The organism is Citrobacter sp. C5_2 (genome assembly GCF_014596845.2).
GTDB classification, from domain to species: Bacteria; Pseudomonadota; Gammaproteobacteria; order Enterobacterales; family Enterobacteriaceae; genus Citrobacter; species Citrobacter werkmanii.
Genome location: NZ_CP115032.1, coordinates 4,896,939 through 4,923,039, shown reverse-complemented (window position 1 = coordinate 4,923,039; position 26,101 = coordinate 4,896,939). Strand labels below are relative to the sequence as shown.

The 26,101-nt window shown below is 52.2% G+C and carries 24 protein-coding genes and 3 pseudogenes; 12 read left to right on the top strand and 15 right to left on the bottom strand.

Annotation, left to right across the window (positions count from 1 at the left end):
• Positions 1-76: 76 nt before the first annotated feature.
• The 3 genes and pseudogenes from ICA20_RS23870 to hemN all read left to right on the top strand — a co-directional run bounded on the left by ICA20_RS23870 (position 77) and on the right by hemN (position 2,503).
• Positions 77-325 (top strand): annotated as a pseudogene (locus ICA20_RS23870) (hypothetical protein).
• A 103-nt stretch (positions 326-428) separates the two neighbouring features.
• Positions 429-941, top strand: a complete 513-nt coding sequence (gene yihI, locus ICA20_RS23865) for a Der GTPase-activating protein YihI (protein ID WP_038635839.1) — start codon at positions 429-431, stop codon at positions 939-941.
• 188 nt (positions 942-1,129) lie between these two features.
• On the top strand, positions 1,130-2,503 hold the full coding sequence (hemN, locus tag ICA20_RS23860) for an oxygen-independent coproporphyrinogen III oxidase (protein WP_038635842.1): 1,374 nt from the start codon (positions 1,130-1,132) through the stop codon (positions 2,501-2,503).
• A gap of 87 nt (positions 2,504-2,590) precedes the next feature.
• Here the strand turns inward: hemN and ICA20_RS23855 are convergent, their stop codons facing one another.
• The 4 genes from ICA20_RS23855 to glnA form a co-directional block, all read right to left on the bottom strand.
• A complete protein-coding gene (locus ICA20_RS23855; protein WP_003028631.1) occupies positions 2,591-2,701 on the bottom strand; it encodes a YshB family small membrane protein in 111 nt (36 codons plus the stop codon).
• A 112-nt stretch (positions 2,702-2,813) separates the two neighbouring features.
• Entirely contained in the window at positions 2,814-4,223 is a 1,410-nt protein-coding gene (gene glnG, locus ICA20_RS23850; protein ID WP_038642954.1) for a nitrogen regulation protein NR(I), read from the bottom strand.
• Positions 4,224-4,234: 11 nt separating this feature from the next.
• Entirely contained in the window at positions 4,235-5,284 is a 1,050-nt protein-coding gene (glnL, locus tag ICA20_RS23845) for a nitrogen regulation protein NR(II) (RefSeq protein ID WP_038635845.1), read from the bottom strand.
• 281 nt (positions 5,285-5,565) lie between these two features.
• Positions 5,566-6,975 (bottom strand): glutamate--ammonia ligase, encoded by a 1,410-nt coding sequence (gene glnA, locus ICA20_RS23840; RefSeq protein ID WP_038635848.1) that lies wholly within the window; start codon positions 6,973-6,975, stop codon positions 5,566-5,568.
• Positions 6,976-7,355: 380 nt separating this feature from the next.
• On the opposite strand from glnA, the gene typA reads away from it, so the two are divergent.
• On the top strand, positions 7,356-9,179 hold the full coding sequence (gene typA, locus ICA20_RS23835; RefSeq protein ID WP_003028641.1) for a ribosome-dependent GTPase TypA: 1,824 nt from the start codon (positions 7,356-7,358) through the stop codon (positions 9,177-9,179).
• A 70-nt stretch (positions 9,180-9,249) separates the two neighbouring features.
• On the opposite strand, the gene ompL is transcribed toward typA, so the two are convergent.
• The 8 genes from ompL to yihU form a co-directional block, all read right to left on the bottom strand.
• On the bottom strand, positions 9,250-9,942 hold the full coding sequence (ompL, locus tag ICA20_RS23830; protein ID WP_038635850.1) for a porin OmpL: 693 nt from the start codon (positions 9,940-9,942) through the stop codon (positions 9,250-9,252).
• A gap of 66 nt (positions 9,943-10,008) precedes the next feature.
• Positions 10,009-11,430, bottom strand: coding sequence for an MFS transporter (locus ICA20_RS23825; RefSeq protein WP_038635853.1), 1,422 nt, complete (start codon positions 11,428-11,430; stop codon positions 10,009-10,011).
• Between the two features lie 43 nt (positions 11,431-11,473).
• Positions 11,474-12,856 (bottom strand): MFS transporter, encoded by a 1,383-nt coding sequence (locus ICA20_RS23820; protein WP_149282302.1) that lies wholly within the window; start codon positions 12,854-12,856, stop codon positions 11,474-11,476.
• A gap of 45 nt (positions 12,857-12,901) precedes the next feature.
• Positions 12,902-14,938: an alpha-glucosidase gene (locus tag ICA20_RS23815; RefSeq protein WP_038635859.1), complete on the bottom strand. Its 2,037-nt coding sequence runs from the start codon at positions 14,936-14,938 to the stop codon at positions 12,902-12,904.
• A gap of 48 nt (positions 14,939-14,986) precedes the next feature.
• Positions 14,987-15,829 (bottom strand): aldose-1-epimerase, encoded by an 843-nt coding sequence (locus tag ICA20_RS23810; protein WP_038635862.1) that lies wholly within the window; start codon positions 15,827-15,829, stop codon positions 14,987-14,989.
• Between the two features lie 18 nt (positions 15,830-15,847).
• Positions 15,848-17,089 carry a sulfoquinovose isomerase gene (gene yihS / locus ICA20_RS23805; RefSeq protein ID WP_038635866.1) on the bottom strand — a complete coding sequence of 414 codons (1,242 nt, stop codon included), beginning with the start codon at positions 17,087-17,089 and terminating at the stop codon, positions 15,848-15,850.
• Positions 17,090-17,103: 14 nt separating this feature from the next.
• Positions 17,104-17,979 carry a sulfofructosephosphate aldolase gene (gene yihT, locus ICA20_RS23800; protein WP_038635868.1) on the bottom strand — a complete coding sequence of 292 codons (876 nt, stop codon included), beginning with the start codon at positions 17,977-17,979 and terminating at the stop codon, positions 17,104-17,106.
• Positions 17,980-17,989: 10 nt separating this feature from the next.
• Positions 17,990-18,886 carry a sulfolactaldehyde 3-reductase gene (yihU, locus tag ICA20_RS23795; RefSeq protein WP_038635871.1) on the bottom strand — a complete coding sequence of 299 codons (897 nt, stop codon included), beginning with the start codon at positions 18,884-18,886 and terminating at the stop codon, positions 17,990-17,992.
• A gap of 166 nt (positions 18,887-19,052) precedes the next feature.
• Here yihU and ICA20_RS23790 point away from each other — a divergent pair, with 166 nt between their 5' ends.
• The 6 genes from ICA20_RS23790 to fabY all read left to right on the top strand — a co-directional run bounded on the left by ICA20_RS23790 (position 19,053) and on the right by fabY (position 23,777).
• Positions 19,053-19,949 carry a sugar kinase gene (locus ICA20_RS23790; protein WP_038635874.1) on the top strand — a complete coding sequence of 299 codons (897 nt, stop codon included), beginning with the start codon at positions 19,053-19,055 and terminating at the stop codon, positions 19,947-19,949.
• 33 nt (positions 19,950-19,982) lie between these two features.
• Complete coding sequence (locus ICA20_RS23785) at positions 19,983-20,786, top strand: DeoR/GlpR family DNA-binding transcription regulator (protein ID WP_038635877.1); 804 nt, start codon at positions 19,983-19,985, stop codon at positions 20,784-20,786.
• A gap of 105 nt (positions 20,787-20,891) precedes the next feature.
• The gene (yihX, locus tag ICA20_RS23780) at positions 20,892-21,491 is read left to right on the top strand and encodes a glucose-1-phosphatase (protein WP_038635879.1); all 600 of its coding nucleotides are present in this window, start codon (positions 20,892-20,894) and stop codon (positions 21,489-21,491) included.
• The gene (locus ICA20_RS23775; RefSeq protein ID WP_038635882.1) at positions 21,485-22,357 is read left to right on the top strand and encodes a virulence factor BrkB family protein; all 873 of its coding nucleotides are present in this window, start codon (positions 21,485-21,487) and stop codon (positions 22,355-22,357) included. The genes yihX and ICA20_RS23775 overlap by 7 nt, the downstream gene beginning before the upstream one ends.
• Positions 22,354-22,791, top strand: a complete 438-nt coding sequence (gene dtd, locus ICA20_RS23770; protein WP_038635885.1) for a D-aminoacyl-tRNA deacylase — start codon at positions 22,354-22,356, stop codon at positions 22,789-22,791. Before ICA20_RS23775 ends, dtd begins: the two co-directional genes overlap by 4 nt.
• A gap of 44 nt (positions 22,792-22,835) precedes the next feature.
• Positions 22,836-23,777: a fatty acid biosynthesis protein FabY gene (gene fabY, locus ICA20_RS23765; protein WP_032940213.1), complete on the top strand. Its 942-nt coding sequence runs from the start codon at positions 22,836-22,838 to the stop codon at positions 23,775-23,777.
• Positions 23,778-23,782: 5 nt separating this feature from the next.
• On the opposite strand, the pseudogene ICA20_RS23760 reads toward fabY, so the two are convergent.
• The 3 genes and pseudogenes from ICA20_RS23760 to ICA20_RS23750 all read right to left on the bottom strand — a co-directional run bounded on the left by ICA20_RS23760 (position 23,783) and on the right by ICA20_RS23750 (position 25,278).
• Positions 23,783-24,070 (bottom strand): annotated as a pseudogene (locus ICA20_RS23760) (type II toxin-antitoxin system RelE/ParE family toxin).
• Positions 24,063-24,305, bottom strand: coding sequence for a type II toxin-antitoxin system ParD family antitoxin (locus ICA20_RS23755; protein ID WP_038635888.1), 243 nt, complete (start codon positions 24,303-24,305; stop codon positions 24,063-24,065). Before ICA20_RS23755 ends, ICA20_RS23760 begins: the two are co-directional and overlap by 8 nt.
• Positions 24,306-24,369: 64 nt before the next feature.
• Positions 24,370-25,278: an alpha/beta hydrolase gene (locus ICA20_RS23750; RefSeq protein ID WP_038635890.1), complete on the bottom strand. Its 909-nt coding sequence runs from the start codon at positions 25,276-25,278 to the stop codon at positions 24,370-24,372.
• A gap of 217 nt (positions 25,279-25,495) precedes the next feature.
• On the opposite strand from ICA20_RS23750, the pseudogene ICA20_RS23745 reads away from it, so the two are divergent.
• Both ICA20_RS23745 and nadS read left to right on the top strand, forming a co-directional pair.
• Positions 25,496-25,806, top strand: a pseudogene (locus ICA20_RS23745) (type II toxin-antitoxin system RelE/ParE family toxin).
• On the top strand, positions 25,807-26,094 hold the full coding sequence (nadS, locus tag ICA20_RS23740) for a NadS family protein (protein ID WP_038635893.1): 288 nt from the start codon (positions 25,807-25,809) through the stop codon (positions 26,092-26,094).
• The last annotated feature ends 7 nt before the right edge of the window (positions 26,095-26,101 follow it).

Sequence of the window (26,101 nt, the reverse complement as noted above, 5' to 3'; positions counted from 1 at the left end):
AGATGACAGGGTAAAAAATGACATGTCCTAAATAAATCATAGGGTTACGGTTAGGCAGTATTCTTAAAATCCGAAATTGTTACCTTGGTTACTTGTACGTTTAAGCCAAAACGGTAAAGTAGTGCCCATAGCGAGGAAGCTGACAGGATAGACGACTCAGGATGAGGGTCAGGAGCGCCAGGAGGCGAAGACACAGGATTGTCAGGAAGACAAACGTCCGGAGACGTTAGTAAAAGGAAATGGAAACAACACGGAATGTTTCAGGCTAAGGGAAAAACAGGGTGTGTTGATAGCCAACAGGGATAGTAGAGCCCGTAAGGGTTGAGAGTCAGGAAAAAAGGCGACAGATTACTCTGTCGCCTTTTTTCTTTATTTCTGCTAGATTCCGGCGCAAATATATACTGAATAAAAACAGCCAAAGACGAATCATGATGAAACCAACTTCTACACCACGCGGTAAAGGTCCTGCAAAAGCGCGTCGTAAAACACGCGAAGAAATTAACCAGGAAGCTCGCGACCGTAAGCGCCAGAAAAAACACCGTGGTCATGCGGCGGGTAGCCGTGCGTCCGGAAGCGATGGCGCATCTGGTGGCGGAAAGCAAAATAAGCAACAAGATCCTCGTATTGGCAGTAAAACCCCCATTCCATTGGGCGTGACCGAAAAAGTCACCAAACAGCACAAACCGAAGAGTGAGAAACCTATGCTTTCACCACAGGCTGAGTTGGATTTACTGGAAACGGATGAGCGCCTGGATGCGCTGTTGGAACGTCTTGAAGCAGGAGAAACCCTGAGTGCGGAAGATCAGACCTGGGTTGATGCCAAGCTGGATCGCATTGATGAGCTGATGCAAAAGCTGGGTCTCTCTTACGATGATGAGGAAGACGAGGAAGAAGAAGAAAAACAGGAAGACATGATGCGCCTGCTGAAAGGCGGCAACTAACGGTTTTACACCGTGGGTCTTCCCGTCCTGCTTATAACCCTTCCGGTTATATGTTATCTGGTGTGGTTATTCGTTAAACTACAGCGGTTGTCGCGGCGACAGAAGTGGCTGCGCAACCGGCTTATTACTCGCACAGGGGTTAAGCCGGTACGCCGTACCCGCCAGAGACGCCATCGGAAGGAGTGAGCATGTCAGAGCAGCTAATAGACTGGGACCTGGCCCTGATCCAGAAATATAACTATTCCGGGCCACGATATACCTCGTACCCAACCGCGCTGGAGTTTTCTGAAGACTACGGCGCCGAGGCGTTTTTAAACGCTGTGGCGCGTTACCCTGAGCGTCCGCTCTCGTTGTACGTTCACATCCCGTTCTGCCATAAACTGTGTTACTTCTGCGGCTGCAACAAGGTTGTGACGCGCCAGCAGCATAAAGCCGATCAATACCTCGATGTGTTAGAACAAGAGATCATTCATCGCGCACCGCTGTTTGCCGGACGCCATGTCAGCCAACTGCACTGGGGCGGCGGCACGCCAACGTACCTGAATAAAGCGCAAATCAGTCGTTTGATGTCGTTGCTGCGTGGCAACTTCAACTTTAATGCGGACGCGGAAATCTCGATCGAAGTTGATCCGCGTGAAATTGAGCTGGATGTACTCGATCACTTACGTGCTGAAGGTTTTAATCGCCTGAGCATGGGCGTACAGGATTTCAATAAAGAAGTTCAGCGTCTGGTTAACCGTGAGCAGGATGAAGAATTTATCTTTGCGCTGCTGAATCATGCGCGGGAGATTGGCTTTACCTCGACGAACATCGATCTGATTTATGGCCTGCCAAAACAGACGCCGGAGAGCTTTGCCTTTACCCTGAAACGTGTGGCTGAGCTGAATCCAGACCGATTGAGCGTTTTTAACTACGCGCATTTGCCAACGCTGTTTGCTGCTCAGCGCAAAATCAAAGATGCCGACCTGCCCAGCGCGCAACAGAAGCTGGATATCCTGCAGGAGACCATCTCGTCACTGACCGAAACCGGTTATCAGTTCATTGGCATGGATCACTTTGCTCGCCCGGATGACGAACTGGCGATTGCTCAACGCAAAGGTGTGCTGCATCGTAATTTCCAGGGGTATACCACCCAGGGGGATACCGATCTTTTGGGGATGGGTGTATCGGCCATCAGTATGATTGGCGACAACTACGCGCAGAACCAAAAAGAGCTGAAGCGCTATTATCAGCAGGTAGACGAGCAGGGGAACGCGTTATGGCGTGGAATTGCGCTGACCCGCGATGACTGTATTCGTCGGGATGTGATTAAGCTGCTGATCTGCAACTTCCGCCTCGACTATGCCGCCGTGGAACAGCAATGGGATCTGAATTTTGCTGACTATTTTGCCGAAGACCTGAAACTGCTGGCGCCGCTGGCGAAGGATGGGCTGGTGGATGTGAATGAGAAGGGGATTCAGGTTACGCCTAAGGGCCGCCTGCTGATTCGGAATATTTGCATGTGCTTTGATGCCTATCTGCGCCAGAAAGCGCGGATGCAGCAGTTCTCACGCGTCATTTAGCCGGGTTGCCCGGTGGCGCTGCGCTTACCGGGCCTACGAAATATCAATACGTAGGTCGGGTAAGCGCAGCGCCACCCGACAAACCCACTAGCTGAACAGTCCAACCAGCGCCGCGCACAGCACTGCGGCAACCGCAGTTTGTGGCGTATGGCTTTCGACCGCACCGCTCGACAGCAGATTAATCATTGATTCCAGCATGATGACTTCTCCCCGTTAGCCGGGCACGATCATACTTAACTCATCGGAACAGTAAAGCGCAAAATAGCAGCTATTTGCGCTCAATTATCAATCTTTACACAGCGACCGATCGTCACTCCATTCCGAGTTCTTTTAACTTACGCGTCAAGGTATTACGGCCCCAGCCGAGCAAACGCGCTGCTTCCTGTTTATGCCCCTGGGTATGACGCAGCGCGGTGGTCAACAGCGTGCGCTCCATCTCTGGTTGAGCTTCAGAAAGCAAGTTTTGATGACCGGAACGTAATGCCCGGTCTGCCCACTGCGCTAACAGCGTTGCCCAACTGTCCGGCTGCATAGTGGACGGCGCGTCTGGCACGCTGGTTTCAAAAAGCTCGGTCGGCAAGTCCTGAATCAATACTTCCTGTCCGGCAGCCATGACGGTTAACCAGCGGCAGGTGTTTTCAAGCTGGCGTACGTTGCCCGGCCAGGCCAGACGCGTAAGCGCTGCCTCGGTTTCGGGATGTAATTGCTTGGCTTCCACCCCCAGCTCGCGGGCCGCTTCCTGCAGGAAATGACGTGCCAGGCGAGGGATGTCTTCCCGACGTTCACGCAGCGGGGGCAAATGAACGCGAATGACATTCAGACGGTGGAATAAATCTTCACGGAATTTGCCTTCCTGTACGCGCAGTTCCAGATTCTGATGCGTGGCGGCGATGATGCGTACATCCACCTTCACCGGCGCATAACCACCCACACGGTAGAACTGTCCATCGGCTAATACGCGCAGTAAACGCGTTTGCACGTCCAGCGGCATATCGCCGATTTCGTCGAGGAACAGCGTACCACCGTCAGCCTGCTCAAAACGCCCCTGACGAATGGTATTTGCCCCGGTAAACGCCCCTTTCTCATGACCGAACAGTTCAGACTCGATCAAATCTTTCGGGATAGCCGCCATGTTCAGCGCGATAAACGGCGCTTTGACGCGTGGGCTGTGGCGGTGTAGGGCATGAGCGACCAGCTCTTTACCAGTCCCAGACTCACCATTAATCAATACGCTGATTGAAGAACGCGAAAGCCGGCCAATAATGCGAAAAACATCCTGCATCGCCGGCGCTTCGCCAATGATGTCGGTCGTTGGACCGTGGATTTGTACATTACGCGGCTGCTGCTGTTCCTGATAATGACTGATGGCGCGTTCGACCAGCGCCACAGCTTCGTCAATATCAAAAGGTTTGGGCAGATAATCAAACGCCCCTTGCTGGTAGGCGCTGACGGCGGCATCCAGATCGGAATGCGCCGTCATTATGATGACCGGAAGCATCGGATGACGCTGTTTGATCTGTTTTAACAGGGTCAGACCATCCATACCCGGCATGCGAATGTCTGACAACAGCACGTCCGGTGTTTTGCTGGCCAGTGCATCCAGTACCTCTTTACCGCTTTCAAATGCGGTACAGCTCAGACCAGCTCCTGCGAGCGCACGTTCTAGCACCCAACGGATGGAACTATCGTCATCAACGACCCAGACTATTCCTCGTTGCATAAACGTCACCTTTATTTCCTGATAGGCAGGTAAACCGAGAACTCGGTATGACCCGGCCAACTGGTAAATTCAATTTTGCCGGAATGCTGATCAATTAAATTACGGGCGATGGATAATCCAAGGCCGGTACCGCCCTCGCGACCGCTGACCATTGGGTAGAACAGCGTGTCCTGCAAATGAGGGGGAATACCCGGGCCGTTATCCTCAACATCGATCCGCGCCGCCAGACGGTAACGCACGCCGTGCAGCGTGAGCTGAAACGCAGTGCGGGTACGCAGGACGATCTCGCCGCCTTCCGGCCCTAACGCTTGCAGGGCATTGCGCACGATATTCAGCAGGACCTGTTCTATCTGGTCCGGGTCGTGCAATAACTCAGGCAGGCTCGGATCGTAATCACGAATTAGCGTAACGTTTTCTGGCACTTCCATCGAAACCAGCGCCACCACACGCTCCGCCACTTTGTGAATACTTTCCGTGATATGCATGCCCGGTTGTTGCGGTCCTAACAGACGGTCGACCAGATTACGCAGGCGGTCGGCCTGCTCAATAATAACTTTGGTATATTCGGTCAGCGCCGGGTCCGGGAGCGCTTTACTGAGAAGCTGCGCCGCGCCGCGTAAACCGCCCAACGGGTTTTTAATTTCATGCGCCAGACCGCGTACCAGATCGCGGGCGGCAATTTGCTGGGCATGCTGGAGCTGTTCCTGACTCAGACGGCGCTGGTTATCCATTGGCGCCATCTCCAGCAGGATAAGCCCATCAGGCAGCCTCTGGGCGGTGACAGAGAGGATATGCGAGTGGCTGTCTATCACCAGCGTCACTTCGTTATCCGTAAAGCCCTGACCAGCTTCCAGGCTCTCACGCATCAGTCCGATGTTTAACGAAAAATAACTCAACAGATCGGGCAGCGGTGTACCAAACAGTTTGCGGGAGCTTTGGGCGAGCAGTTGTTGCGCCGCCGGGTTGGCGTAATGTATCGACAGCTCATCGTCGACGAGTAAGATGCTATTGATTAAAGAATTGAGGATCTGCCCAGCATCGGGCAGCGTGCCGGTTGCCATTCAGCAGTCTCCTGAAAAGTGTTGCACCATTTTAGTGCATTATAGCTTTTTATGGATAAAAAGCGCGAGAAAGCAGGTTGTTAGTGGAGAAAAAAGCCCATCCTGGGATGGGCTACAGATTGCTGACAAACCGTGATGCCGGATGGCGGCTTCGCCTTATCCGGCCTACAAGGTGGTTGCCCGGTAGGTCCGATAAGGTTGCGCCATCGGGCATCGTAATGTTTGCCATCAACCTCAAACCTGTCAGAAACAGGCTAAAGTTTCCACGGCAACTCAAACGATTAAACGCTGTAGTACAGCTCAAACTCTACCGGGTGCGGCGTCATGCGCACACGGTCATCTTCTTCACGACGCAGCGCAATGTACGCATCGATCGCTTCATTGGTGAACACGCCGCCTGCAGTCAGGAACTCGCGGTCCAGATCCAGTTCTTTCAGTGCTTCTTCCAGAGAACCTGCAACCTGTGGGATCTCCTTCGCTTCTTCAGGCGGCAGGTCGTACAGGTTTTTGTCCATCGCTTCACCCGGGTGGATCTTGTTCTTAATACCGTCAAGACCCGCCATCAGCAGCGCGGCGAAGCACAGGTACGGGTTAGCAGCCGGGTCCGGGAAGCGCACTTCGATACGACGCGCTTTCGGAGAAGCCACTACCGGAATACGGATAGAAGCAGAACGGTTACGGGCAGAGTAAGCCAGCATTACCGGCGCTTCGTAACCCGGGACCAGACGCTTGTAGGAGTTGGTGGTCGGGTTCGCCAGGGCGTTGATCGCTTTAGCGTGTTTGATAACGCCGCCGATGTAGTACAGCGCCTGCTCAGACAGACCCGCATATTTGTCACCGGAGAACAGGTTTACGCCGTTCTTGGACAGGGACATGTGGCAGTGCATGCCGGAACCGTTATCGCCAAACATTGGTTTTGGCATAAAGGTCGCGGTTTTACCGAAACGGTGAGCGACGTTGTGAACCACATATTTGTAGATCTGAATTTCGTCCGCTTTTTTGGTCATGGTGTTGAAGCGGGTCGCGATTTCGTTCTGACCAGCAGTCGCTACTTCGTGGTGATGCGCTTCAACGACCAGGCCCATTTCTTCCATGATCAGACACATGGTAGAACGGATGTCCTGAGAAGAATCTACCGGAGGAACCGGGAAGTAACCGCCTTTCACGCCCGGACGGTGACCTTTGTTACCACCTTCGTATTTGGTGGAGGAGTTCCATGCGCCCTCGATATCATCGATAGCCACGTGGGAACCGGAAATGGACGCGCCGAAACGGATGTCGTCAAACAGGAAGAACTCTGGCTCTGGTCCGAACAGAACGGTGTCTGCGATGCCGGTAGAACGCAGGTACTCTTCAGCGCGTTTAGCGATGGAACGCGGGTCGCGGTCGTAGCCCTGCAGCGTACCGGGTTCCAGGATATCACAACGGATGATCAGGGTGGACTCTTCATAGAACGGGTCAATGAGTGCAGTAGACGCATCTGGCATCAGAACCATGTCTGATTCGTTAATGCCTTTCCAGCCACCGATTGAGGAGCCGTCAAACATTTTGCCTTCTTCAAAGAATTCGGCATTTACCTGATGAGCAGGAATAGTGACGTGCTGTTCTTTACCTTTAGTATCAGTGAAGCGCAAATCAACAAACTTCACTTCGTGTTCGTTCAGCATCGTCAAAACGTGTTCAGCGGACATACTTACTCTCCCGGATTGGTCATGGTCGTCGTGGTAACGAAGTCTTCAATTCTGCAAAAAATTGGCCGTGTCGCCGTAAAAAAGATAAAGCGAAATCTGTGCCAACTTTTAAATTGCCCCTAAAAGGCGTTATCATGCGCACTATCGTGCAAAGGGGCTGCACCATGAAGGATGTATTGCACCATTATAGTGCTTTAATGTGAACATTAAGCACCATATTGGTGCAACGCACCCCAGATTACCCCTTTTAACGCTCCGTGAATGTGATCACAAAGAAACTCTGCAATACTTGTTTGCGGAGGATGTTTGTGATCCTGTTTTGTACTGCGATTAATCCGTGTACAATAACGCGCTATTTCTAAAATGCCTGAGGCAAAGTTGTGATCGAAAATTTGCGTAACATCGCCATCATCGCGCACGTAGACCATGGTAAAACGACCCTGGTAGACAAGCTGCTCCAACAATCCGGTACGTTCGATGCACGTGCTGAAACCCAAGAGCGCGTGATGGACTCCAACGATTTGGAGAAAGAGCGTGGGATTACCATCCTCGCTAAAAACACCGCTATCAAATGGAATGACTACCGTATCAACATCGTTGACACCCCGGGGCACGCCGACTTCGGTGGTGAAGTTGAACGTGTAATGTCCATGGTCGACTCCGTGCTGCTGGTGGTGGATGCAATGGATGGTCCGATGCCGCAGACGCGCTTCGTGACCAAAAAAGCCTTTGCCCATGGCCTGAAGCCAATTGTTGTTATCAACAAAGTTGACCGTCCTGGCGCGCGCCCTGACTGGGTTGTTGATCAGGTATTCGACCTGTTCGTTAACCTCGACGCTACCGACGAACAGCTGGACTTCCCGATCGTTTACGCTTCCGCGCTGAACGGTATCGCAGGTCTGGATCACGAAGATATGGCGGAAGACATGACTCCGCTGTATCAGACCATCGTTGATCGTGTACCGGCTCCGAACGTAGACCTTGACGGCCCGCTGCAGATGCAAATCTCTCAGCTGGACTACAACAACTACGTTGGCGTTATCGGTATCGGCCGCATCAAACGCGGTAAAGTTAAACCGAACCAGCAGATCACTATCATTGATAGCGAAGGCAAAACCCGCAACGGTAAAGTCGGTAAAGTTCTGACCCACCTGGGTCTGGAACGTATCGAGAGTGATATTGCCGAAGCAGGCGATATCATCGCGATCACCGGTCTGGGCGAACTGAACATCTCCGACACCATCTGCGACCCGCAGAATGTCGAAGCGCTGCCGGCTCTGTCCGTTGATGAACCGACCGTAACCATGTTCTTCTGCGTAAACACCTCTCCGTTCTGTGGTAAAGAAGGTAAATATGTTACCTCTCGTCAGATCCTTGACCGCCTGAACAAAGAGCTGGTGCACAACGTTGCGCTGCGCGTTGAAGAAACCGAAGATGCGGATGCGTTCCGTGTGTCCGGTCGTGGTGAGCTGCACCTGTCTGTTCTGATCGAAAACATGCGTCGTGAAGGTTTCGAAATGGCGGTTTCCCGTCCGAAAGTTATCTTCCGCGAAATCGATGGCCGTAAACAAGAGCCGTTCGAAAACGTAACGCTGGACGTTGAAGAGCAGCATCAGGGTTCTGTGATGCAGGCTCTGGGTGAGCGTAAAGGCGATCTGAAAAACATGAATCCAGATGGCAAAGGCCGCGTACGTCTTGACTACGTGATCCCAAGCCGTGGTCTGATCGGCTTCCGTTCAGAATTCATGACCATGACCTCTGGTACCGGTCTGCTGTATTCCACCTTCAGCCACTACGACGACGTTCGTGCGGGTGATGTGGGTCAGCGTCAGAACGGCGTACTGATCTCCAACGGCCAGGGTAAAGCAGTTGCGTTCGCACTGTTCAGCCTGCAGGACCGCGGTAAGCTGTTCCTGGGTCACGGTGCTGAAGTTTACGAAGGCCAGATCATCGGTATTCACAGCCGCTCTAACGACCTGACCGTAAACTGCCTGACCGGTAAGAAACTGACCAACATGCGTGCGTCCGGTACTGACGAAGCAACGGTTCTGGTTCCGCCGGTTAAGATGACTCTGGAGCAGGCTCTGGAATTCATCGATGACGACGAACTGGTAGAAGTGACTCCAACCTCTATCCGTATCCGTAAGCGTCACCTGACTGAAAACGATCGTCGCCGTGCAATGCGTGGCGCGAAAGAAGAGTAATTAACGCTCTTTCTCAGGTAAGCATAAAAAAGCCGCTGGTTATCAGCGGCTTTTTTTTATCTTGGGAGTATCAGAAGAAATACTTTGCCCCAATACGAATCTGATTTTGCTCGCGATGATAAGGTTCCACATTGCGATCTAACCAGCGTAACTCCAGATAGGGTAGCCAGTGTTCATTGATACGATACTTAAAGGTATTTGTAATTTCCCAGTGATGATCTTTTCCGTTACTGCTGTTGAAGTCATTGACTCGTATAAAATAGTGCGGCTCAAAGGTATAGGAAAACTTATCGGTGATAGTAAAATTCCAGTAGTTACCTATTTCATAGGTATCGTTATTATCCTGATCACCGTTTAGATCGGTTGAACTGTAGTTATTATGGTTATAACGATTACGTACGGTAAGATTAAACCACGGGGTAAATTTATAGTTAACATCCAGGTAGGCAGCGCCACCGGAACCCGTACTCTTATCGTTGATCAACCCGCCGGGCTGGATAGTTAATTTATCCGTCGGTTTAAATAAAGGATACCAACCTTCTATTTCGTTATAGCCGTGTTTTAACTCATCTTTGCGTTGCATGGTGTAGGTGTTGGTGAGCATGATACCTGCGCCCATATCGGAGTTATAGCCAACGCGCATCATCACTTCTATCTGATCGGATGCCAGATTATATGCCTCGCGGTTCTCGACATAGGCGCCTGCAAAAACAGAAGTAGACATAACAGAGGATAAGAGAATTAGTGTTGTTAACTTTTTCATAATAAATCCATTTTTTAAGCGTAGGGAGGCCGCCATCCATTAAGATGGAATAAGCGGCAATTATTTTTATACGTTTACAGCAGAGGTATTATTTTTAGTGGTAACAGGATCCGCTTGAGTGTTGTTTTTCTTCCGTTGGCTGATTTCCTCAATAATAAAAGCAAAACGCGTTTCATTGAGTTTATAAAATAAACCCATCGTGAATGCAGCGATAATAGCCAGTCCGCAAGGCCACAGAAAAATAAGCTGACGCAGGCCAAGCAGGGTGGCATCGCTCTGGGTTATGTTGGGAATATAACCGATTTGCGTCAGCATGATGCCTGGCAGGAAACCCGCGAGCGCAGCGGAAATTTTGCGAGAAAAGGTATAACCCGTATACACCGAACCTTCCGCGCGGATTCCCGTTTTCCATTCGCCATAATCGACCGTATCCGGAACCAACGCCCAGTTCAGGCTGTTGACGAATGCTGTCCCGAAGAAGGCCATACAGGAGAATGTTACGAACAAAAATGACGTACTGCCCCAGAAAAAGTTCAGAACATCACCGACAGCCCATAATGCCAAACCGCCGAGATAAACTTGCTTTTTACCGAAGCGTTTCACAGTCGCGGGAACCAGTAGCACGCCGACCAGAATGCATCCCATGCTGAAAAAACCCATCCACGACAGCAGATGAATATCATTGAGCACGTACTGGGTGTAATACACCTGGATTGCCAGTTTGATGTTGAATGCGGCCAGTGTGCACAGGTTGGCAACACACAGCACCAGCAGCGGGGGATTACGGAAAATGGCACAGAATGATTTGAGAATGCTGGGCTTATGGTGATCTGGCACGATTTCGATATAACGTTCTTTCACACCGCTAAAGCACCACCACATGCTGAACAGCCCGCAGACTGAAAAGAGCAATGCGGCAATCAGATAACCCAATGAGGGGGAACTGACAAATAGCGCCTGAATCGGCATAAAGCCAACGGTACACAATAGCAGGCCCATGGTTGCACCGCCCTGACGCCAGGCGGCGAGCTGAGCGCGTTCATGTGGGTTTTTCGTGATAGCAGGCACCATCGCGCCGTAGGAGCAGTTCATCAGGCTATAGAACAGACCAAACAGCATAAACAGCACCGTCGCCAGCCCGGTTTTCACCGTGAGCGTAAAATCTGTTGCTAAAAACTGCGCGCTGGCAACGATTGCGACAGGGAATGACGCATATAAAATAAAGGGTCTGAATTTTCCTTTTGTGCCAATATTTCGCCTGGAGTCCAGCAATACACCAGTCAGCATATCGGTAAAGGCGGTGAAGAACTTCGCCACCAGAAAGATAATCCCACCGTAATATGCAGGCATCCCTAGTTCATCGGTATAAAATTTAAGCAGATACAGCGTGCCGATACACAGCATCAAATTTGAGCCGAAGTCACCTACTCCGTAGGCGAATTTTTCACGCAGGCTCAGTTTTAGCGTTAGCGGATCATGAAAAGACATAATCGCTCCTCAATAGCGCCCCGTAGAGCGCTATTCATTATTATCAAACGGGTTGTTTACGTGCTTCTATCTCTTCAACGATGCGGACATACATCTTTTCGTTGAGATTGTAGAAACAGCCCATTGCCACGATGGTGATAACTGCCAGGGCACACGGATAAATAAAGATCAGCTGCCGCAAACCTTCGACCGTGCTCGCAGATTGCACCACGTTGGGGACGTAGCCGATTTGCGTCAGCATCCAGCCAGGGAAGAAGCCTGCCAGCGCCTGTGAAACTTTACGGAAGAAGGTGAAGCCAGTGTATACCGTGCCTTCAGAGCGTACGCCGGTACGCCATTCGCCATATTCCACCGTATCGGAGACCAGCGCCCAGTTCAGACTATTAACGAAGGCTGAGCCGAAGAACGCCAGACAAGAGAAGGCGACAAAGCTGACTGAGCCACCGCCAAGGAAGTAGTTAAGCAGATCGCCCGCGACCCAAATCAGCAGTCCGCCAATATAAACCTTCTTCTTACCAAAACGTCTGACCATCCCAGGCATCAGGAAGACGCCAATGAAGATACAGCCCATGCTGAAAAAACCCATCCAGGAAAGGAGGATCGGATCGTTCAGTACGTACTGGGTGTAATAGACCTGAATCGCCAGCTTGACGTTGAATGCGCCCAGCGTGCAAAGGTTGGCAATGCACAGAATAAATAGCGGGCGGTTACCGGCGATGGCGCGGAAGGATTGCAGCAATCCCGGTTTTTGCGCGGCATCCACGGGTTTCACTTCCACGTAGCGTTCTTTTACACCGGCATAGCACAACCACATGAATAACAGGCCAAATAGCGAAAACAACGTGGCGGCGAAAATATAAGCCAGCTGTGAATTGCCTTCGATCAGGTTCATTACCGGTACAAAGCCGACGGTGCACAGCAGCAGCCCGAGAGTTGCGCCTCCTTGTCGCCAGGCGGCCAGCGACGCGCGTTCGTCCGGGTTTTTCGTGATTGCAGGCACCATCGCGCCGTAAGAGCAGTTCATCATGCTGAAGAACAGCCCGTACAGCATAAACAGCACCGTTGCCATGACCGTTTTACCGGTGACTTCAAACGGTGTACCGACAAAGTTGGCAATCGCCAGCAAGGTAACCGGAAATGCGGCATAAAGGACGAATGGACGGAATTTTCCTTTCGGGCCGATTTTGCGGCGCGAATCGAGCATAATCCCGGTGCCCATATCGGTAAACGCGGTAAAAAACTTGGCGATAAGGAAAATGATACCGCCATAAGTTCCCGGTAAAACAAGGACATCAGTATAAAACTTGAGTAAATAGAGCGTACCAATGTCCAGCAGGATATTGGAGCCTAAATCACCCATCCCATAGGCGAGTTTTTCTTTGAACGGCAAGCGTAGGGTTGCCGGATTAGAGGAAGTCTGACTCATTATTATTCTCCATGTGCCCGCGAGTTGCCCCGCGGGCGAGCCGTGTTAGATGTTGCGTAAAGTGGCAAACAGTGATGCCCATTCACTCTTCGCGCGATAAAACACCGGAGGCTGGCCAATAGGCGCATCCACGGTAATTTCACCCCCCTGGTAAGTTTCCCCGGTCCAGACGTTGATCCAGCTATCCTCTGGCAGATACAGCGTCCAGTCGCTGCGTCCCTGTTCGTGAACTGGCGCTACCAGCAAATCTTGTCCCAGCAGGTACTGATACTTCAGGGTGTAAGTACGCGCATCGTCTTCGTAATGCAGGAACAGCGGGCGCATCACCGGCAGACCGGTGGCGCTGTTTTGCGCGACGGCCTGTTTGAGATACGGCTTCAGGGTGGTGAAGACGGTGGTCATGCGGGCAAAGTGGGCAATGGTTTCTACATCGCCATCAAACTGCCAGTTATCGCCCGGGCGGTTACCTTCATGGGTGCGCATCATCGGGGTGAAGGCGCTGAAATCACACCAGCGTAGCAACAGCTCTTTGCTGCGTTTCATGTCAAACAACGTGGTGTAACCACCGATATCGCTATGGTGCAGACCGTGGCCGGTCATCGCCAGCGACAGCGCGGCAGGAACGACCGAGGCCAGACCATCGTCGAGGCTCCAGTCAACGTTCTGATCGCCCGCCCACATCATGGTGGAGTATTTCTGGCTGCCGGTGTAGCCCGCACGCATAAAGAACAGGATCTCGCCGAGCTTGCCGGTCTCCTGTAGCGCTTCGTAGTTACATTTCGCCCACAGTGCGGGCCACGCATTATGCATAATTTCGGCGCTGACGCCGTTGTGCAGGTAAGTGTCGGTTGGCAGGTATTCGCCAAAGTCGGCCATCCAGCCACCGCAGCCCAGCGCGATCATGTTCTTTTTGATCACTTCTTTGAACCAGCCGTAAGCTTCGGGGTTGGTCAGATCGACTACGCCGCCGTAAAACTCGCCGAACTCAACCAGATAGTCATCGCCAGAAGCATCTTTCGCCAGATAACCGTGTTTGGCTGCTTCAGCGCAGAGATCTTTGTCGCTGGCGACGTACGGGTTGATATAGGAGAGGAACTGCACGCCTTCTTCTTTCCACTGCTTAATACGACTGTCCAGTTGCGGGTAGTTGTCGCTGTTCCATTTCCAGTTCCACATCACGCGCTTACCAAAGGAGGTCATGCGGATCCCGGACCAGTCCTGTGCCCAGATGCCGTTAACTTTCACGCCAGCGTTACGCATGGTGTCCAGTTTGTTCTGGCAAATCTCAGTCCCGCCCTGAATGCCCAGCGTGACGCCGTCGTAAATCCAGTCCGGCAGCTCCGGCTGGCGGCCTAACAATGCGGTTAATTTCTCCAGCAGGGAGATGTAAGTGTCAGCGCACTCAAAGCGCAGGGTGGTTTTATCCTCCCACAACGCCAGTTCGTGATACTCCGGCGCGCTGAAGTCGAAATTCATATAGCAGCTGTTATCAACGTGGCAATAATACTTCTGCGTACTGACAAAGGTTGGTTGTGGGAAGAAGGTCCAGTAGTAGTCACCGCCAGCATTTTCTTTGCAGTCGGCCTGCCAGGTGACATAGCTTTTTTTGTTGCGGCCCACGCCCTGTTCGCTGGTCCACAGTGGGAATGGCTTACCGCGCAAATCGAAATAAGAGAACTGTTCGCCGCAGCCGTAAATATGGTCGTCTGGGTTAGCGGCCAGACGCAGCCAGATACGGTTATGGCTGCGTTCCTCGTTATGAAGGGCGAGCTTCAAACGACCCTGTTCATCGGTAGAGATGTGCAGCGTGGCGTTGATAGTATTACCGCGGCTGAAATCTACCCGCCAGCCTTCAGGAGACTCGCTTACCGTGGCGTCGGTCAGGGCAATCTTCTCATTGAGCTTGTCTTTAATGCTGAAGTTACCGCGGAACATATCAATGTCGGCAACGCCAGCGCCAATCCACAGGCAAGGGGTCTCTGCGCTGTGACGTAAGATCGGGCGCTGGTGGTACGTCAGTGTAAATCCATTTTGTAACGTCGTCAGTTCTAATGCGGTGGACCATTGTTGTAGCGAATTCATTTTCGTCTCCGTAAAAATAGGGTATTTCGGTAATTTGTCGGAAATCTGTTATTCACTGCCGATTAAAAAATGCATTTGATGCGTTTCTCCGGGCGCGAGATGAATCAGGCTAATCCCGGAGTTAAAGGCGTCGGGCGGGCAGGTCATCGGTTCTACCGCCAGGCCGCGGCGTGCTAATTTTTCGCCGGTATACACCTGCAGCCAGGGCTGGTGGCTGCGTAAATACGTCGACATGTTTTGAGCGGGGCTGGTCATCCTGACCTCCCACCCAGCGTCAGGCTGCAAGCTCCTGAATGTATGATCGAGAGTGGTTTGCGCGATTAAGCGCGGCGTTGTGAAATTGCGTTCATCACACATTTCTGCACTCATCGGGAGCGTTAATTCGCAGCTATCGATGGGTTGCAAATTGCAGGTCAGGTAGGGATGTGCTCCCGCGCCATACGGTGCAGTTTCATCGCCCACATTCTGGGTACGAATAAAAACGTGCAGTCCGCGGGGAGCATCCAGCCGGTAATTCACCTCTGAATACAGCGCAAAGGGATAACCATAAGAAGGCGGTAGAAAAATCGTCAGCGACACTTCCGTGTTCGACAGTTGGTTAATCTGCCAGTCGCGCCAGGCCAGTAATCCATGAATGGCGGTATGCAAAACAGGGTCGTTAACGGCAAGCTGATAGGTCTTGCCGTTATGTTGATAGCAGCCGTCTGCAACGCGGTTTGGCCAGGGAATTAACACTTTTCCCAAATGCGCCAGCGGCATCTCTTCCGGCTTATGTGGAATAACGACGTGACGCCCACGGTGCGTCAATTCTGCTAACCCAGCGCCAACCGTGACGATTTTCGCCTGGTAATGGCCAGCCTGAAGATGAAGGGTTTTTCCACCGCTATGCATGACTGCTCACCTCGTGACTTATTTGGCGTTGATATCCAGCAGACCGGCTGCCACCGCCGGAGCAAGACCCGGAGCCAGCGGCAAACGTGGGATCACGAGGCAGTGCAGCAGATGGTAAATATCCTGCTTACCGTCCCAGACTTTGGTAGTTACCTTGTTATCGGTATCCAGCTCCTGCCACCATGAACCGGTCTCGTAGTCCATCAGATACGTGATGCAGTAATCCCACCACTTCTGATACCAGGCTTCGTACTGGCTGTCGCCAGTGAGGGTGTAGAGGGCGTAAGCGGTGCCCATGGCCTCGACTATCGGCCAACGCACTCTTTCACGCACGATGGGTTTTCCGTCCCAGTCCACCGAGTAGACAAAGCCGTCTGCGCCGTCCGGCGCCCAGGCATCGCGGATAGTGGCGTGGAACAGACCCTTAGCATCTTCCAGCAACCAGGTGGGAGGCGTTTCAAAGCGGGCCTCCAGCGCAGCATGCAGATGCAACATCAGGCGGCCCCATTCGATCCAGTGGCCCGGCGTGCCGCCGTAGGCGCGGAAACGATGCGCTGGATTATCTTTGTTGTAATCGCGGATTGGGTTCCACTGTGAATCGAAGTGTTCGTTGACGCGATACTCACCCCTGCGAGCCACGTCGTGAATAATTACCGATGCGATACGTAGCGCGCGATCAAGCCATTTGCGGTCATGGGTAACGTCATAAACGATCAGGAAGGCTTCAACCGCGTGCATGTTGGCGTTGCCGCCGCGGTAATCTTCCGTCTGGCTGAAGGCTTCGTCCCAGGACTCCAGACACATCTGCTCATCTTCGCTCCAGAAGTACTTCTCAATCACTTCGATAGCGTCATCCAGCAATTGTCTGGCCTGTGGATGCCCGGTAGTGACCGCGCTGGCTGCACCAAGCAAGACGAAGAAATGCTGATAGCCCTGTTTGGAGGCATCCATCACGCCTTCGTCATTTACGCAGGCGTACCAGCCTCCGTAACGTGTGTCGCGTAGCGCGCCATTCAGCGCTTTAATTCCGTGATCGACTAGCTGATATGCGCCGGGGCGACCCATGGATGCGGCAACGGAGTAAACGTGCAGCATGCGGGCGGTGATCCACAGATGTGTTCCCATATCCGCTCTGACCTGACCACTATTTCCCAGCCAGCCAAAACCGGTAGGAACAGCAGCATTTTTACCAAAGTTAAAGATGCGGTCAGTTTCCTGCTCCAGCCAGCGATTGTGGCTTAAGGTGTTAAACCATTTCATGTTTTGATCCTCGATTAACGGCGGGCCATCATTTCGTCGACGATATCGCCCAGACGCTGCAACTTAGGTGCGGAAACGTCGCGCAGCATCAGTTCGGTGTCCGGCAGGCCAATAACTGATGACCAGACAGCACGCCCGGCCAGGAAGCCGGATGCGCCAGCGGTCATCGCCACACTGACCGCGCGTGGGAACAGTTTTTCATCCACACCAGAGGAGAGAATGACCCACGGCATGTTGATGTTTTCATGCAGACGCTGAGAGGCGCTGAGCAATTCCTGTTGGGTCCCTTTGCCGTACAGCGGCATCTCGACCTTGTAGAGATCGGCACCGCTATCGCCCAGCTCTTTCGCGGCATCGATAATGGCCTGTTCGCGATCGAACTTATCGCCACGACGCGGTGGACGAACAACCGGCTCAATAATGCTCAGTAGACCATTGGAATGGCATAGCTCATTGAATTCTTTGACCATATCCAGACGCTGCTGGGCATCTTCATCACTACGCCACAGCACCAGCAGTTTGAGAGCCTTGGCGCCATCTTGCTTCACGGCCTGTGGATTAATTTTTTTATCAATCACCACGCTATCGACCGGAATGCCATTACCCGGAATAAAGTCATCAGCGGCAACAATCATGGCGCAGCTTTTGGCAACCGCGTTTTGCTCTACGACCTGGCGGTAGCAGAACTGCTGATCGACCAGAATGGCGGATGCATAGGGAGAAAGGATCTTCGCCGCATTGACTTTGAAGTCGGTCAGCACGCTGTCATTGATCGGGGATTTTGCACCCGCTGCGGCAAACATTAAGCGCATGGCTTCGCGCTGATCGACCGCCAGCATGGCAAAACCGCCGGAAGCGCGGGTGATATCTTTCAGGGTGTACTTCGTCATTGTTCAGTCCTTACTTATCTGTGTGTTTATTTAGCCCGGCGGATGCGCGAACCTGTTCAAGAATTGCGGTCCAGTCTTCCCGGCCACGGCCAGCGGCGCGTGCCTGGTTATAGACTTCGCGGGAGGCGGCGCCGAGCGGCATCGGCACATGCAGAAGGTTTGCGACATCCAGCGCGATGCCAAGATCTTTGTGAGCTAAATCGATCATGAAGGCGGGAGAAAGATCGCCTTTGAGCACTTTGTTCGGCCAGGAGGTAGTGAAATGGCCTTTTCCGGCAGGGGTGCCGCTCATTACCTTCAGAGCCACATCGAAGGAGAGACCGAGCGCTTCGCACAACACGGCTGCTTCGGCTGAGAGGGCGTTCAGCGCGATACTCATGTAATTGTTGATGAGCTTCACGCGGATCCCCATGCCGGGCCCCCCTGCGGTGATCAGCTCATTCCCCATCGCTATCAGCACCGGTGTGGCGCGTTCCACCTGTTCTGGCGTTCCGCCCGCCAGCAGCAGCAGCGTTCCCGCGATGGCGTGATCGGAGGTGCGTCCAACCGGGCAATCCATCATGTCAAAGCCTTTGGCACGCATATCGGTAATCAGTTTGTCGGTTTGCAGCGGGTGAATGGTGGACATATCAATCACCAACGCCTGCGGGGAGAGGCTTTCGCAGATGCCCTGTTCGCCGAACAGTACGCTGCGCACCAGATCGCCGTTGGGGAGCATAGTGATGACAAATTCCGCCCCTTTTGCTGCCTGAGCCGGGCTGCTGGCAGGCTGTGCACCTTTTTCCACCAGGCGCTGAACGGCATCCGGGTTAACGTCAAAGACGCTGAGTTGATGGCCCAGCTTCAGCAAGTTGCTCGCCATGGGGGAACCCATCTGACCTAATCCGATAAATGCTATAACTGCCATAACGTTCTCCTGAGACGTGGATGTCATTTTTTGTCATTTAAGGTCGTTTGTTTTTGTCTATTTTTGATCGTATTTGTAATTTATGGTCAAAAAATTGACAGCCGTCACTTTTTAAACATTTTGTGAAATTAAAATGATCCCATCTTGAAACGCCTAAGGAATGACCATGATTCGTATTGCTTGTGTAGGGATTGCCGTAATGGATCGCATCTATTACGTAGAGGGGTTACCGACTGAAGGGGGGAAATATGTGGCGAAGCGTTATACGGAAGTGGGCGGCGGGCCTGCGGCAACGGCCGCTGTGGCTGCAGCGAAACTGGGGGCGCAGGTGGATTTTATTGGCCGTGTGGGCGACGATGACACCGGAAATAGCCTGCTGGCGGAGCTGGAATCCCTGGGGGTGAATACCCGCTACACCCGACGCTACGTGGGGGCGCAATCCTCCCAATCGGCAATTCTGGTTGATGCACAAGGGGAACGAATTATCGTTAACTATCCCAGCCCAGATTTACTGCATGACGCTGACTGGCTCAATGAGATCGATTTTTCCCAGTGGGATGTGGTGTTGGCGGATGTTCGCTGGCACGAGGGGACTAAACAGGCGTTCACACTGGCACGCCGGGCGGGAGTCATGACGGTATTGGATGGCGATGTAACGCCGCAGGATATCCGTGAGCTGGTGACGTTAAGCGATCATGCTGCGTTCTCTGAACCAGGTCTGGCGCGTATGACCGGGATAAACGATCCACTGGTAGGACTGAAAAAAGCAAAAACGCTCACAAATGGACATGTCTATGTGACAAGGGGTAGTGACGGTTGCGACTGGATAGAAAATAATACTTTGCAGCATCAATCTGGTTTTACCGTTGACGTTGTTGACACCACCGGGGCCGGAGATGTTTTTCACGGTGCGATCGCATTCAGTCTGGCCAACGGAAATACTCCGGAAGACGCTGTCAGGTTCGCCAGTGGTGTTGCGGCGCTTAAATGCACGCGCCCGGGAGGACGAGCCGGAATCCCTGACTGTGATCAAACCCGATCTTTTCTGTCACTTTTTGTATAAAATGCCAGGGCAATGGTTTTTCGAGGAAATTTCATGAGTCTTACCGAACTGACCGGTAATCCGCGACACGATCAGCTACTGATGCTGATTAGCGAGCGCGGTTATATGAATATTGATGAGCTGGCCAGCCTGCTGGATGTGTCCACGCAGACCGTGCGTCGAGATATTCGTAAACTCAGCGAGCAGGGATTAATTACGCGTCATCATGGTGGCGCGGGCAGAGCCTCCAGCGTGGTGAATACGGCGTTCGAGCAGCGTGAAGTCTCGTGGACGGAAGAGAAAAAGGCCATCGCCGAAGCGGTGGCCGACTACATTCCTGATGGGTCAACGGTGTTTATTACTATTGGCACCACCGTTGAGCAGGTGGCGCGGGCGCTGTTAAACCATAATCATTTGCGCATTATCACCAACAGCCTGCGGGTAGCACATATTCTGTATAACAATCCACGTTTTGAAGTTATGGTGCCAGGTGGAACGTTACGCCCGCATAACAGTGGCATTATCGGTCCTTCCGCCACGGCATTTGTCGCTGATTTTCGCGCTGATTACCTGGTAACCAGCGTGGGGGCGATCGAAAGCGATGGTGCGCTGCTGGAGTTTGATGTCAACGAGGCCAGCGTCGTGAAAACGATGATGGCCCATTCAAGGCATATTCTGCTGGCTGCGGATCATACGAAATACACGGCTTCTGCCGCGGTAGAGATTGGCAATGTGTCTCAGGTGACCGCGTTGTTTACCGATGAATACCCTGGTCCCGCATTGCATAATTTGCTCCAGTCTCAGCAGGTGGAAATTGTGCAGGTGAGTCCGTCACAGGATGATGCTCAGGTCGGGTAATTCTCTCCAATGATGGCTCGATAAATTCGCAGCCATCATTCGCGCATAGTCAAACTTCTTCTTTCCCGCTACAGTTATTCATCCACGGCGAATAAGGAGAAGGGCATGCTCTATATCTTTGATTTGGGTAATGTGATTGTCGATATCGACTTCAATCGCGTGTTAGGCACATGGAGCGATCTGAGCCGTGTACCGCTAGCTTCGCTAAAGCAAAGTTTCAGTATGGGCGAGGCTTTTCACCAGCATGAGCGAGGTGAAATAACCGATGAAGCGTTTGCTGAGGCACTATGCCACGAGATGGCGCTGCCGCTAAGCTACGAGCAATTTTCCCACGGCTGGCAGGCGGTTTTTGTCGCGTTACGCCCAGAGGTTATCGATATCATGCACAAACTGCGTGAGCAGGGGCATCGGGTAGTCGTCTTGTCTAATACCAACCGTCTGCACACAACGTTTTGGCCGGATGAATACCCCGAGATCCGTCAGGCTGCTGACCATATTTATCTTTCCCAGGATTTGGGCATGCGTAAACCGGAAGCGCGGATTTACCAGCATGTCCTGCAGGCTGAAGGTTTTTCTGCGCACGATGCGGTCTTTTTTGACGATAACGCCGATAATATTGAAGGGGCTAACCGGTTAGGTATTACCAGTATCCAGGTCATCGATAAAGCGACCATTCCTGACTATTTCGCGAAGTTGTTATGCTAAAAAATGTTCAGCAACAAGCCAGGCATCATACGCGGCCCGTACGCGCCTGGCTGAGGCTGCTATGGCAGCGCATTGATGAGGACAACATGACGACGTTGGCAGGAAATCTTGCCTACGTTTCATTGCTTTCATTAGTACCGCTTATTGCCGTCGTTTTTGCGCTTTTCGCCGCATTTCCGATGTTTTCCGACGTCAGTATTCAGTTACGCCATTTTATTTTTGCGAACTTTATCCCGGCGACGGGAGACGTCATCCAACGTTATATCGAACAGTTTGTCGCCAACTCGAACAAAATGACCGCCGTCGGGGCATGTGGGCTGATTGTGACGGCGTTATTACTGATGTATTCCATTGATAATGCGCTGAATACTATCTGGCGTAGTAAGCGCACTCGGCCCAAAGTTTACTCTTTTGCCGTTTATTGGATGATTTTAACGCTGGGACCTCTACTGGCGGGGGCCAGCCTGGCGATCAGCTCTTATCTGTTGTCATTGCGCTGGGCCAGCGATCTCAACACGGTGATTGATAACATTCTGCGTATTTTCCCGCTGGTGCTTTCCTGGCTCTCGTTCTGGCTGCTTTATAGCATCGTGCCGACCACGCGCGTACCTAACAGGGATGCGGTTATTGGTGCCTTTGTAGCCGCCGTATTGTTCGAGGCCGGAAAGAAAGGATTTGCGCTCTATATCACGATGTTCCCGTCTTATCAGCTCATTTACGGTGTTCTTGCGGTGATCCCCATTTTATTTGTCTGGGTGTACTGGACGTGGTGTATCGTCTTGCTAGGCGCGGAAATAACTGTCACTCTCGGGGAATACCGCAAACTTAAACAAGCCGCAGAACAAGAAGAAGCAGAGCAACCATGATTGCATTAATTCAGCGCGTAACCCGTGCCAGCGTCACCGTGGAGGGCGAGGTGACGGGTGAAATTGGCCCAGGACTTTTGGTCCTGTTAGGTGTCGAAAGGGATGATGACGAACAAAAAGCGAACCGCCTGTGCGAACGCGTACTCGGTTATCGAATCTTTAGCGATGCCGAAGGCAAAATGAACCTGAATGTGCAGCAGTCAGGCGGCAGCGTGCTGGTGGTCTCGCAATTTACTCTGGCGGCAGATACTGAGCGCGGTATGCGCCCGGGCTTTTCAAAAGGCGCCGCGCCCGATCGGGCAGAAGCACTGTATGAGTACTTTGTTGAGCGTTGCCGCCAACAGGAAATGAATACGCAAACCGGTCGATTCGCTGCGGATATGCAGGTTTCGCTGGTTAATAATGGCCCCGTGACGTTCTGGTTACAAGTATGAACCAGCTACCGGTGTGGCCGCGGGCAACAAGAGAGAGTACAGCTATGTATCACCTTCGAGTACCGCAAACAGAAGAAGAGTTGGAGCGTTACTACCAGTTTCGCTGGGAGATGCTGCGTAAACCGTTGCACCAGCCAAAAGGCTCCGAACGGGATGCCTGGGACGCAATGGCGCATCACCAGATGGTGGTGGACGAAGAGGGGAATCTGGTCGCGGTAGGACGTCTGTATATCAATGCGGATAACGAAGCCTCTATACGCTTTATGGCCGTTGACCCTTCCGTGCAGGAGAAAGGACTGGGTACGCTGATGGCGATGACCCTGGAATCTGTAGCGCGTCAGGAAGGGGTAAAGCGGGTAACCTGTAGCGCCCGTGAAGATGCGGTCGAATTTTTCGCCAAACTGGGGTTTGTGAGCCAGGGAGAGATCACCACACCGCAAACCACGCCGGTGCGCCACTTTTTGATGATTAAGCCCATCGCTACATTGGACGATATTCTCCATCGCGGTGACTGGTGCGGACAGTTACAGCAAGCCTGGTACGAACATATTCCCTTGAGTGAGAAAATGGGCGTGCGTATTCAACAGTATACCGGGCAGAAATTTATTACGACGATGCCCGAGACGGGGAATCAGAATCCGCACCATACTCTGTTTGCCGGGAGCCTGTTTTCTCTGGCCACGTTAACGGGGTGGGGGCTGATCTGGCTGATGCTGCGCGAACGTCATCTGGGGGGAACCATTATCCTTGCCGATGCACATATCCGCTACAGTAGGCCGATCACCGGGAAGCCTACCGCCATCGCCGACCTGGGCTCGCTGAGTGGCGATCTCGACCGTCTGGCGAGAGGGCGTAAGGCGCGTGTGAAGATGCAGGTCGAGGTATTTGGCGATGACTCGCCAGGCGTCGTGTTTGAAGGCACGTATATTGTCCTACCCGCGAAACCGTTTGGCGCGTATGAAGAGGGCGGGAATGAGGAAGAGTAGCTCCTCTAGCTGAAATGTAATATTGGGTTCATTTGCTGATGTAAAATGCGGATTATGAGAATGCCATAATCCGCATTTTGATAAAAAATCGCATGTTGTCGATGATTGTATTGACGGGTACCTTCCTTAATCTCAGAACGGTTGCGCCCCATCAAAGCGTTTTTCTCTAACAGTAAAAAAAGCTGTTCCATCTCAGTAGTGTATTTATCTGCCTGTTAATAACCGAATTTTCTCCAGGTGTATTCATAGATAGATTCAAAGTCTTCGACTGCCTGATTAGAGAGTTTATACATTCAGACTGCGCTTTTTCCTTTGCGCGACCTCCTGTAGAGTCAGGTCGCTTGTGCCGCTGTGTATCCCATTCTCCAGCGCGTCGCGTAATGCGCTATTTCGCAATTCTTGTTCCTCCAGTAAACGTAATGCCGAACGGACAACTTCGCTGGTGGAACCATAGCGCCCACTTTCAATCATTTCGTTAACAAAACGATCGAGATGCTCGCCAATTGTAATGCTGGTAGTTCTGGGCATAGGTTTGTCCTCTGTGTTATCTATTCACACAAGATAGCACCCGTGGACGAAAATATGAACAAACTTACAGACCAAGCCGCCAGGCCATATCCCGCATGGCGCTTCGTGCCGCCTGGCTCACGCCTCCGAGCTGGAAAAAGCCATGAATGACACCGAGATAGCGCTGGCAAGTGCATTCCACACCCTGTTCCTGGAACCGTTGATACAGGGCCTCGCCTTCATCGCGCAGTGGGTCGAATTCGGCAGTAATGATGTGCGTGGGTGGCAGACCGGTGAAGTCTTCACGCCAGAGCGGACTGGCTTCAGGATGCAGTGGATCGGTTTGCGGCACATACATCTCGTAGCCTGAAAGCAGCGTGTCACGCGTGATAATGTAATCCTGCCCGTTACGGGCGTAGCTCTCAAATCTGGCGGTGGCGTCCAGCATGGGATAGATCAGCATCAGCTGTGCAGGTTGCCATTGACGGGCGGCTTTCAGGCGTAGCGCGGTGACAAGCGCCAGATGCCCGCCCGCGCTGTCACCGGCAAGCGTAATGTTCGCGCGGTCTATCCCCAGTTTATGGGCATATTTCCAGATAGTATTGGCTCCGGCTTCGGCATCGTTATGGGCTGCCGGGAAGGTGTGCTCTGGCGCAAGGCGGTACTGCACCGCAATTACGCGACAGCCGCTGTAAAAAGCTAACTGCCTTAGCTGGTTATCGTGAGTAGCAAAACCACCGCTGACAAAGCAGCCGCCGTGATAATAGATAACACAGGGTAGCTTCCCCATGGTGTCCCGTGGCGAAACCACGCGAAACGTCATGGCATCAAGTTCAATATCTTCAACCTGGACGCGGGTTTCTGTTTCCCCTGCCAGCATCGTACTGGCGATGTAGCCTGCTCTCCGGTCATCAATATTCTGCTTACGAGAAGAGGGGCGCCCCACCGCGATAAATTCCTCCACTAACTGCGCAATCCCGCTTTCCAGTGCCATTTTTATTCCCTTTCTCTGTATGGATATACAGTGTTATAACCCGATTCGGTACGAATGGAAATGGAAAAATTGGGCTGAGTACGATTCTGGAAAGCGGCTCGCACATTAAATACCATCATTGGTTTCTGCGGCTTGAATTCTGTATTGTGAGAAAAATGCACTATACGCCATTGACGTATAGTCAATTTCTATTAATATAGTCCAATGGCGTACTGAAATGTTATTCATAGAAACGGAAATCTTCACTGAAGACGTAAAAAATTACTGGATGATGATGAATACCGTAGATTACAGATATTCCTTGCGATTCAGCCCGATTGCGGCGATCTGATACAAGAAACGGGGGGCCTGAGAAAGGTTCGCTGGAGAGCGCGAGGGAAAGGAAAACGTGGCGGTGTGAGGATTATCTACTTTCATCAAATCAGACAATCACAAATTCGATTGTTGCTGATTTATCAGAAAGGGATCAAGGATGAGCTGACTCCACAAGAAAAAGTACTGCTGCGGATGTTGAATGAGGGGGGGTAAATGGATAAGGCACTATTTGAGCGATTAACTCAAAGTATGGTTCAGATGAATGAGATTGCTGAAGGAACGCGGCAACCTTCCCGTACCTTTCATATTGACGCCATGAAAATAAAGGAAATCCGCCAGTCTTCGGGATTATCACAGACCCGTTTCGCAGATTTGATATCGGTAAGTGTGGATACGTTGCGAAATTGGGAACAGGGGCGTCGTTCACCGACCGGTCCAGCAAAAGCGTTGTTACGCGCCATTGCCAACGATCCAAAACATGTCATTCAGGCGCTAAGATAACCCCCGG

Coding starts and splice junctions, on each gene's coding strand:
- yihI (WP_038635839.1), top strand. CDS start 429: ATGATGAAACCAACTTCTACACCACGCGGTAAAGGTCCTGCAAAAGCG.
- hemN (WP_038635842.1), top strand. CDS start 1,130: ATGTCAGAGCAGCTAATAGACTGGGACCTGGCCCTGATCCAGAAATAT.
- ICA20_RS23855 (WP_003028631.1), bottom strand. CDS start 2,701: ATGCTGGAATCAATGATTAATCTGCTGTCGAGCGGTGCGGTCGAAAGC.
- glnG (WP_038642954.1), bottom strand. CDS start 4,223: ATGCAACGAGGAATAGTCTGGGTCGTTGATGACGATAGTTCCATCCGT.
- glnL (WP_038635845.1), bottom strand. CDS start 5,284: ATGGCAACCGGCACGCTGCCCGATGCTGGGCAGATCCTCAATTCTTTA.
- glnA (WP_038635848.1), bottom strand. CDS start 6,975: ATGTCCGCTGAACACGTTTTGACGATGCTGAACGAACACGAAGTGAAG.
- ompL (WP_038635850.1), bottom strand. CDS start 9,942: ATGAAAAAGTTAACAACACTAATTCTCTTATCCTCTGTTATGTCTACT.
- ICA20_RS23825 (WP_038635853.1), bottom strand. CDS start 11,430: ATGTCTTTTCATGATCCGCTAACGCTAAAACTGAGCCTGCGTGAAAAA.
- ICA20_RS23820 (WP_149282302.1), bottom strand. CDS start 12,856: ATGAGTCAGACTTCCTCTAATCCGGCAACCCTACGCTTGCCGTTCAAA.
- ICA20_RS23815 (WP_038635859.1), bottom strand. CDS start 14,938: ATGAATTCGCTACAACAATGGTCCACCGCATTAGAACTGACGACGTTA.
- ICA20_RS23810 (WP_038635862.1), bottom strand. CDS start 15,829: ATGCATAGCGGTGGAAAAACCCTTCATCTTCAGGCTGGCCATTACCAG.
- yihS (WP_038635866.1), bottom strand. CDS start 17,089: ATGAAATGGTTTAACACCTTAAGCCACAATCGCTGGCTGGAGCAGGAA.
- yihT (WP_038635868.1), bottom strand. CDS start 17,979: ATGACGAAGTACACCCTGAAAGATATCACCCGCGCTTCCGGCGGTTTT.
- yihU (WP_038635871.1), bottom strand. CDS start 18,886: ATGGCAGTTATAGCATTTATCGGATTAGGTCAGATGGGTTCCCCCATG.
- ICA20_RS23790 (WP_038635874.1), top strand. CDS start 19,053: ATGATTCGTATTGCTTGTGTAGGGATTGCCGTAATGGATCGCATCTAT.
- ICA20_RS23785 (WP_038635877.1), top strand. CDS start 19,983: ATGAGTCTTACCGAACTGACCGGTAATCCGCGACACGATCAGCTACTG.
- yihX (WP_038635879.1), top strand. CDS start 20,892: ATGCTCTATATCTTTGATTTGGGTAATGTGATTGTCGATATCGACTTC.
- ICA20_RS23775 (WP_038635882.1), top strand. CDS start 21,485: ATGCTAAAAAATGTTCAGCAACAAGCCAGGCATCATACGCGGCCCGTA.
- dtd (WP_038635885.1), top strand. CDS start 22,354: ATGATTGCATTAATTCAGCGCGTAACCCGTGCCAGCGTCACCGTGGAG.
- fabY (WP_032940213.1), top strand. CDS start 22,836: ATGTATCACCTTCGAGTACCGCAAACAGAAGAAGAGTTGGAGCGTTAC.
- ICA20_RS23755 (WP_038635888.1), bottom strand. CDS start 24,305: ATGCCCAGAACTACCAGCATTACAATTGGCGAGCATCTCGATCGTTTT.
- ICA20_RS23750 (WP_038635890.1), bottom strand. CDS start 25,278: ATGGCACTGGAAAGCGGGATTGCGCAGTTAGTGGAGGAATTTATCGCG.
- nadS (WP_038635893.1), top strand. CDS start 25,807: ATGGATAAGGCACTATTTGAGCGATTAACTCAAAGTATGGTTCAGATG.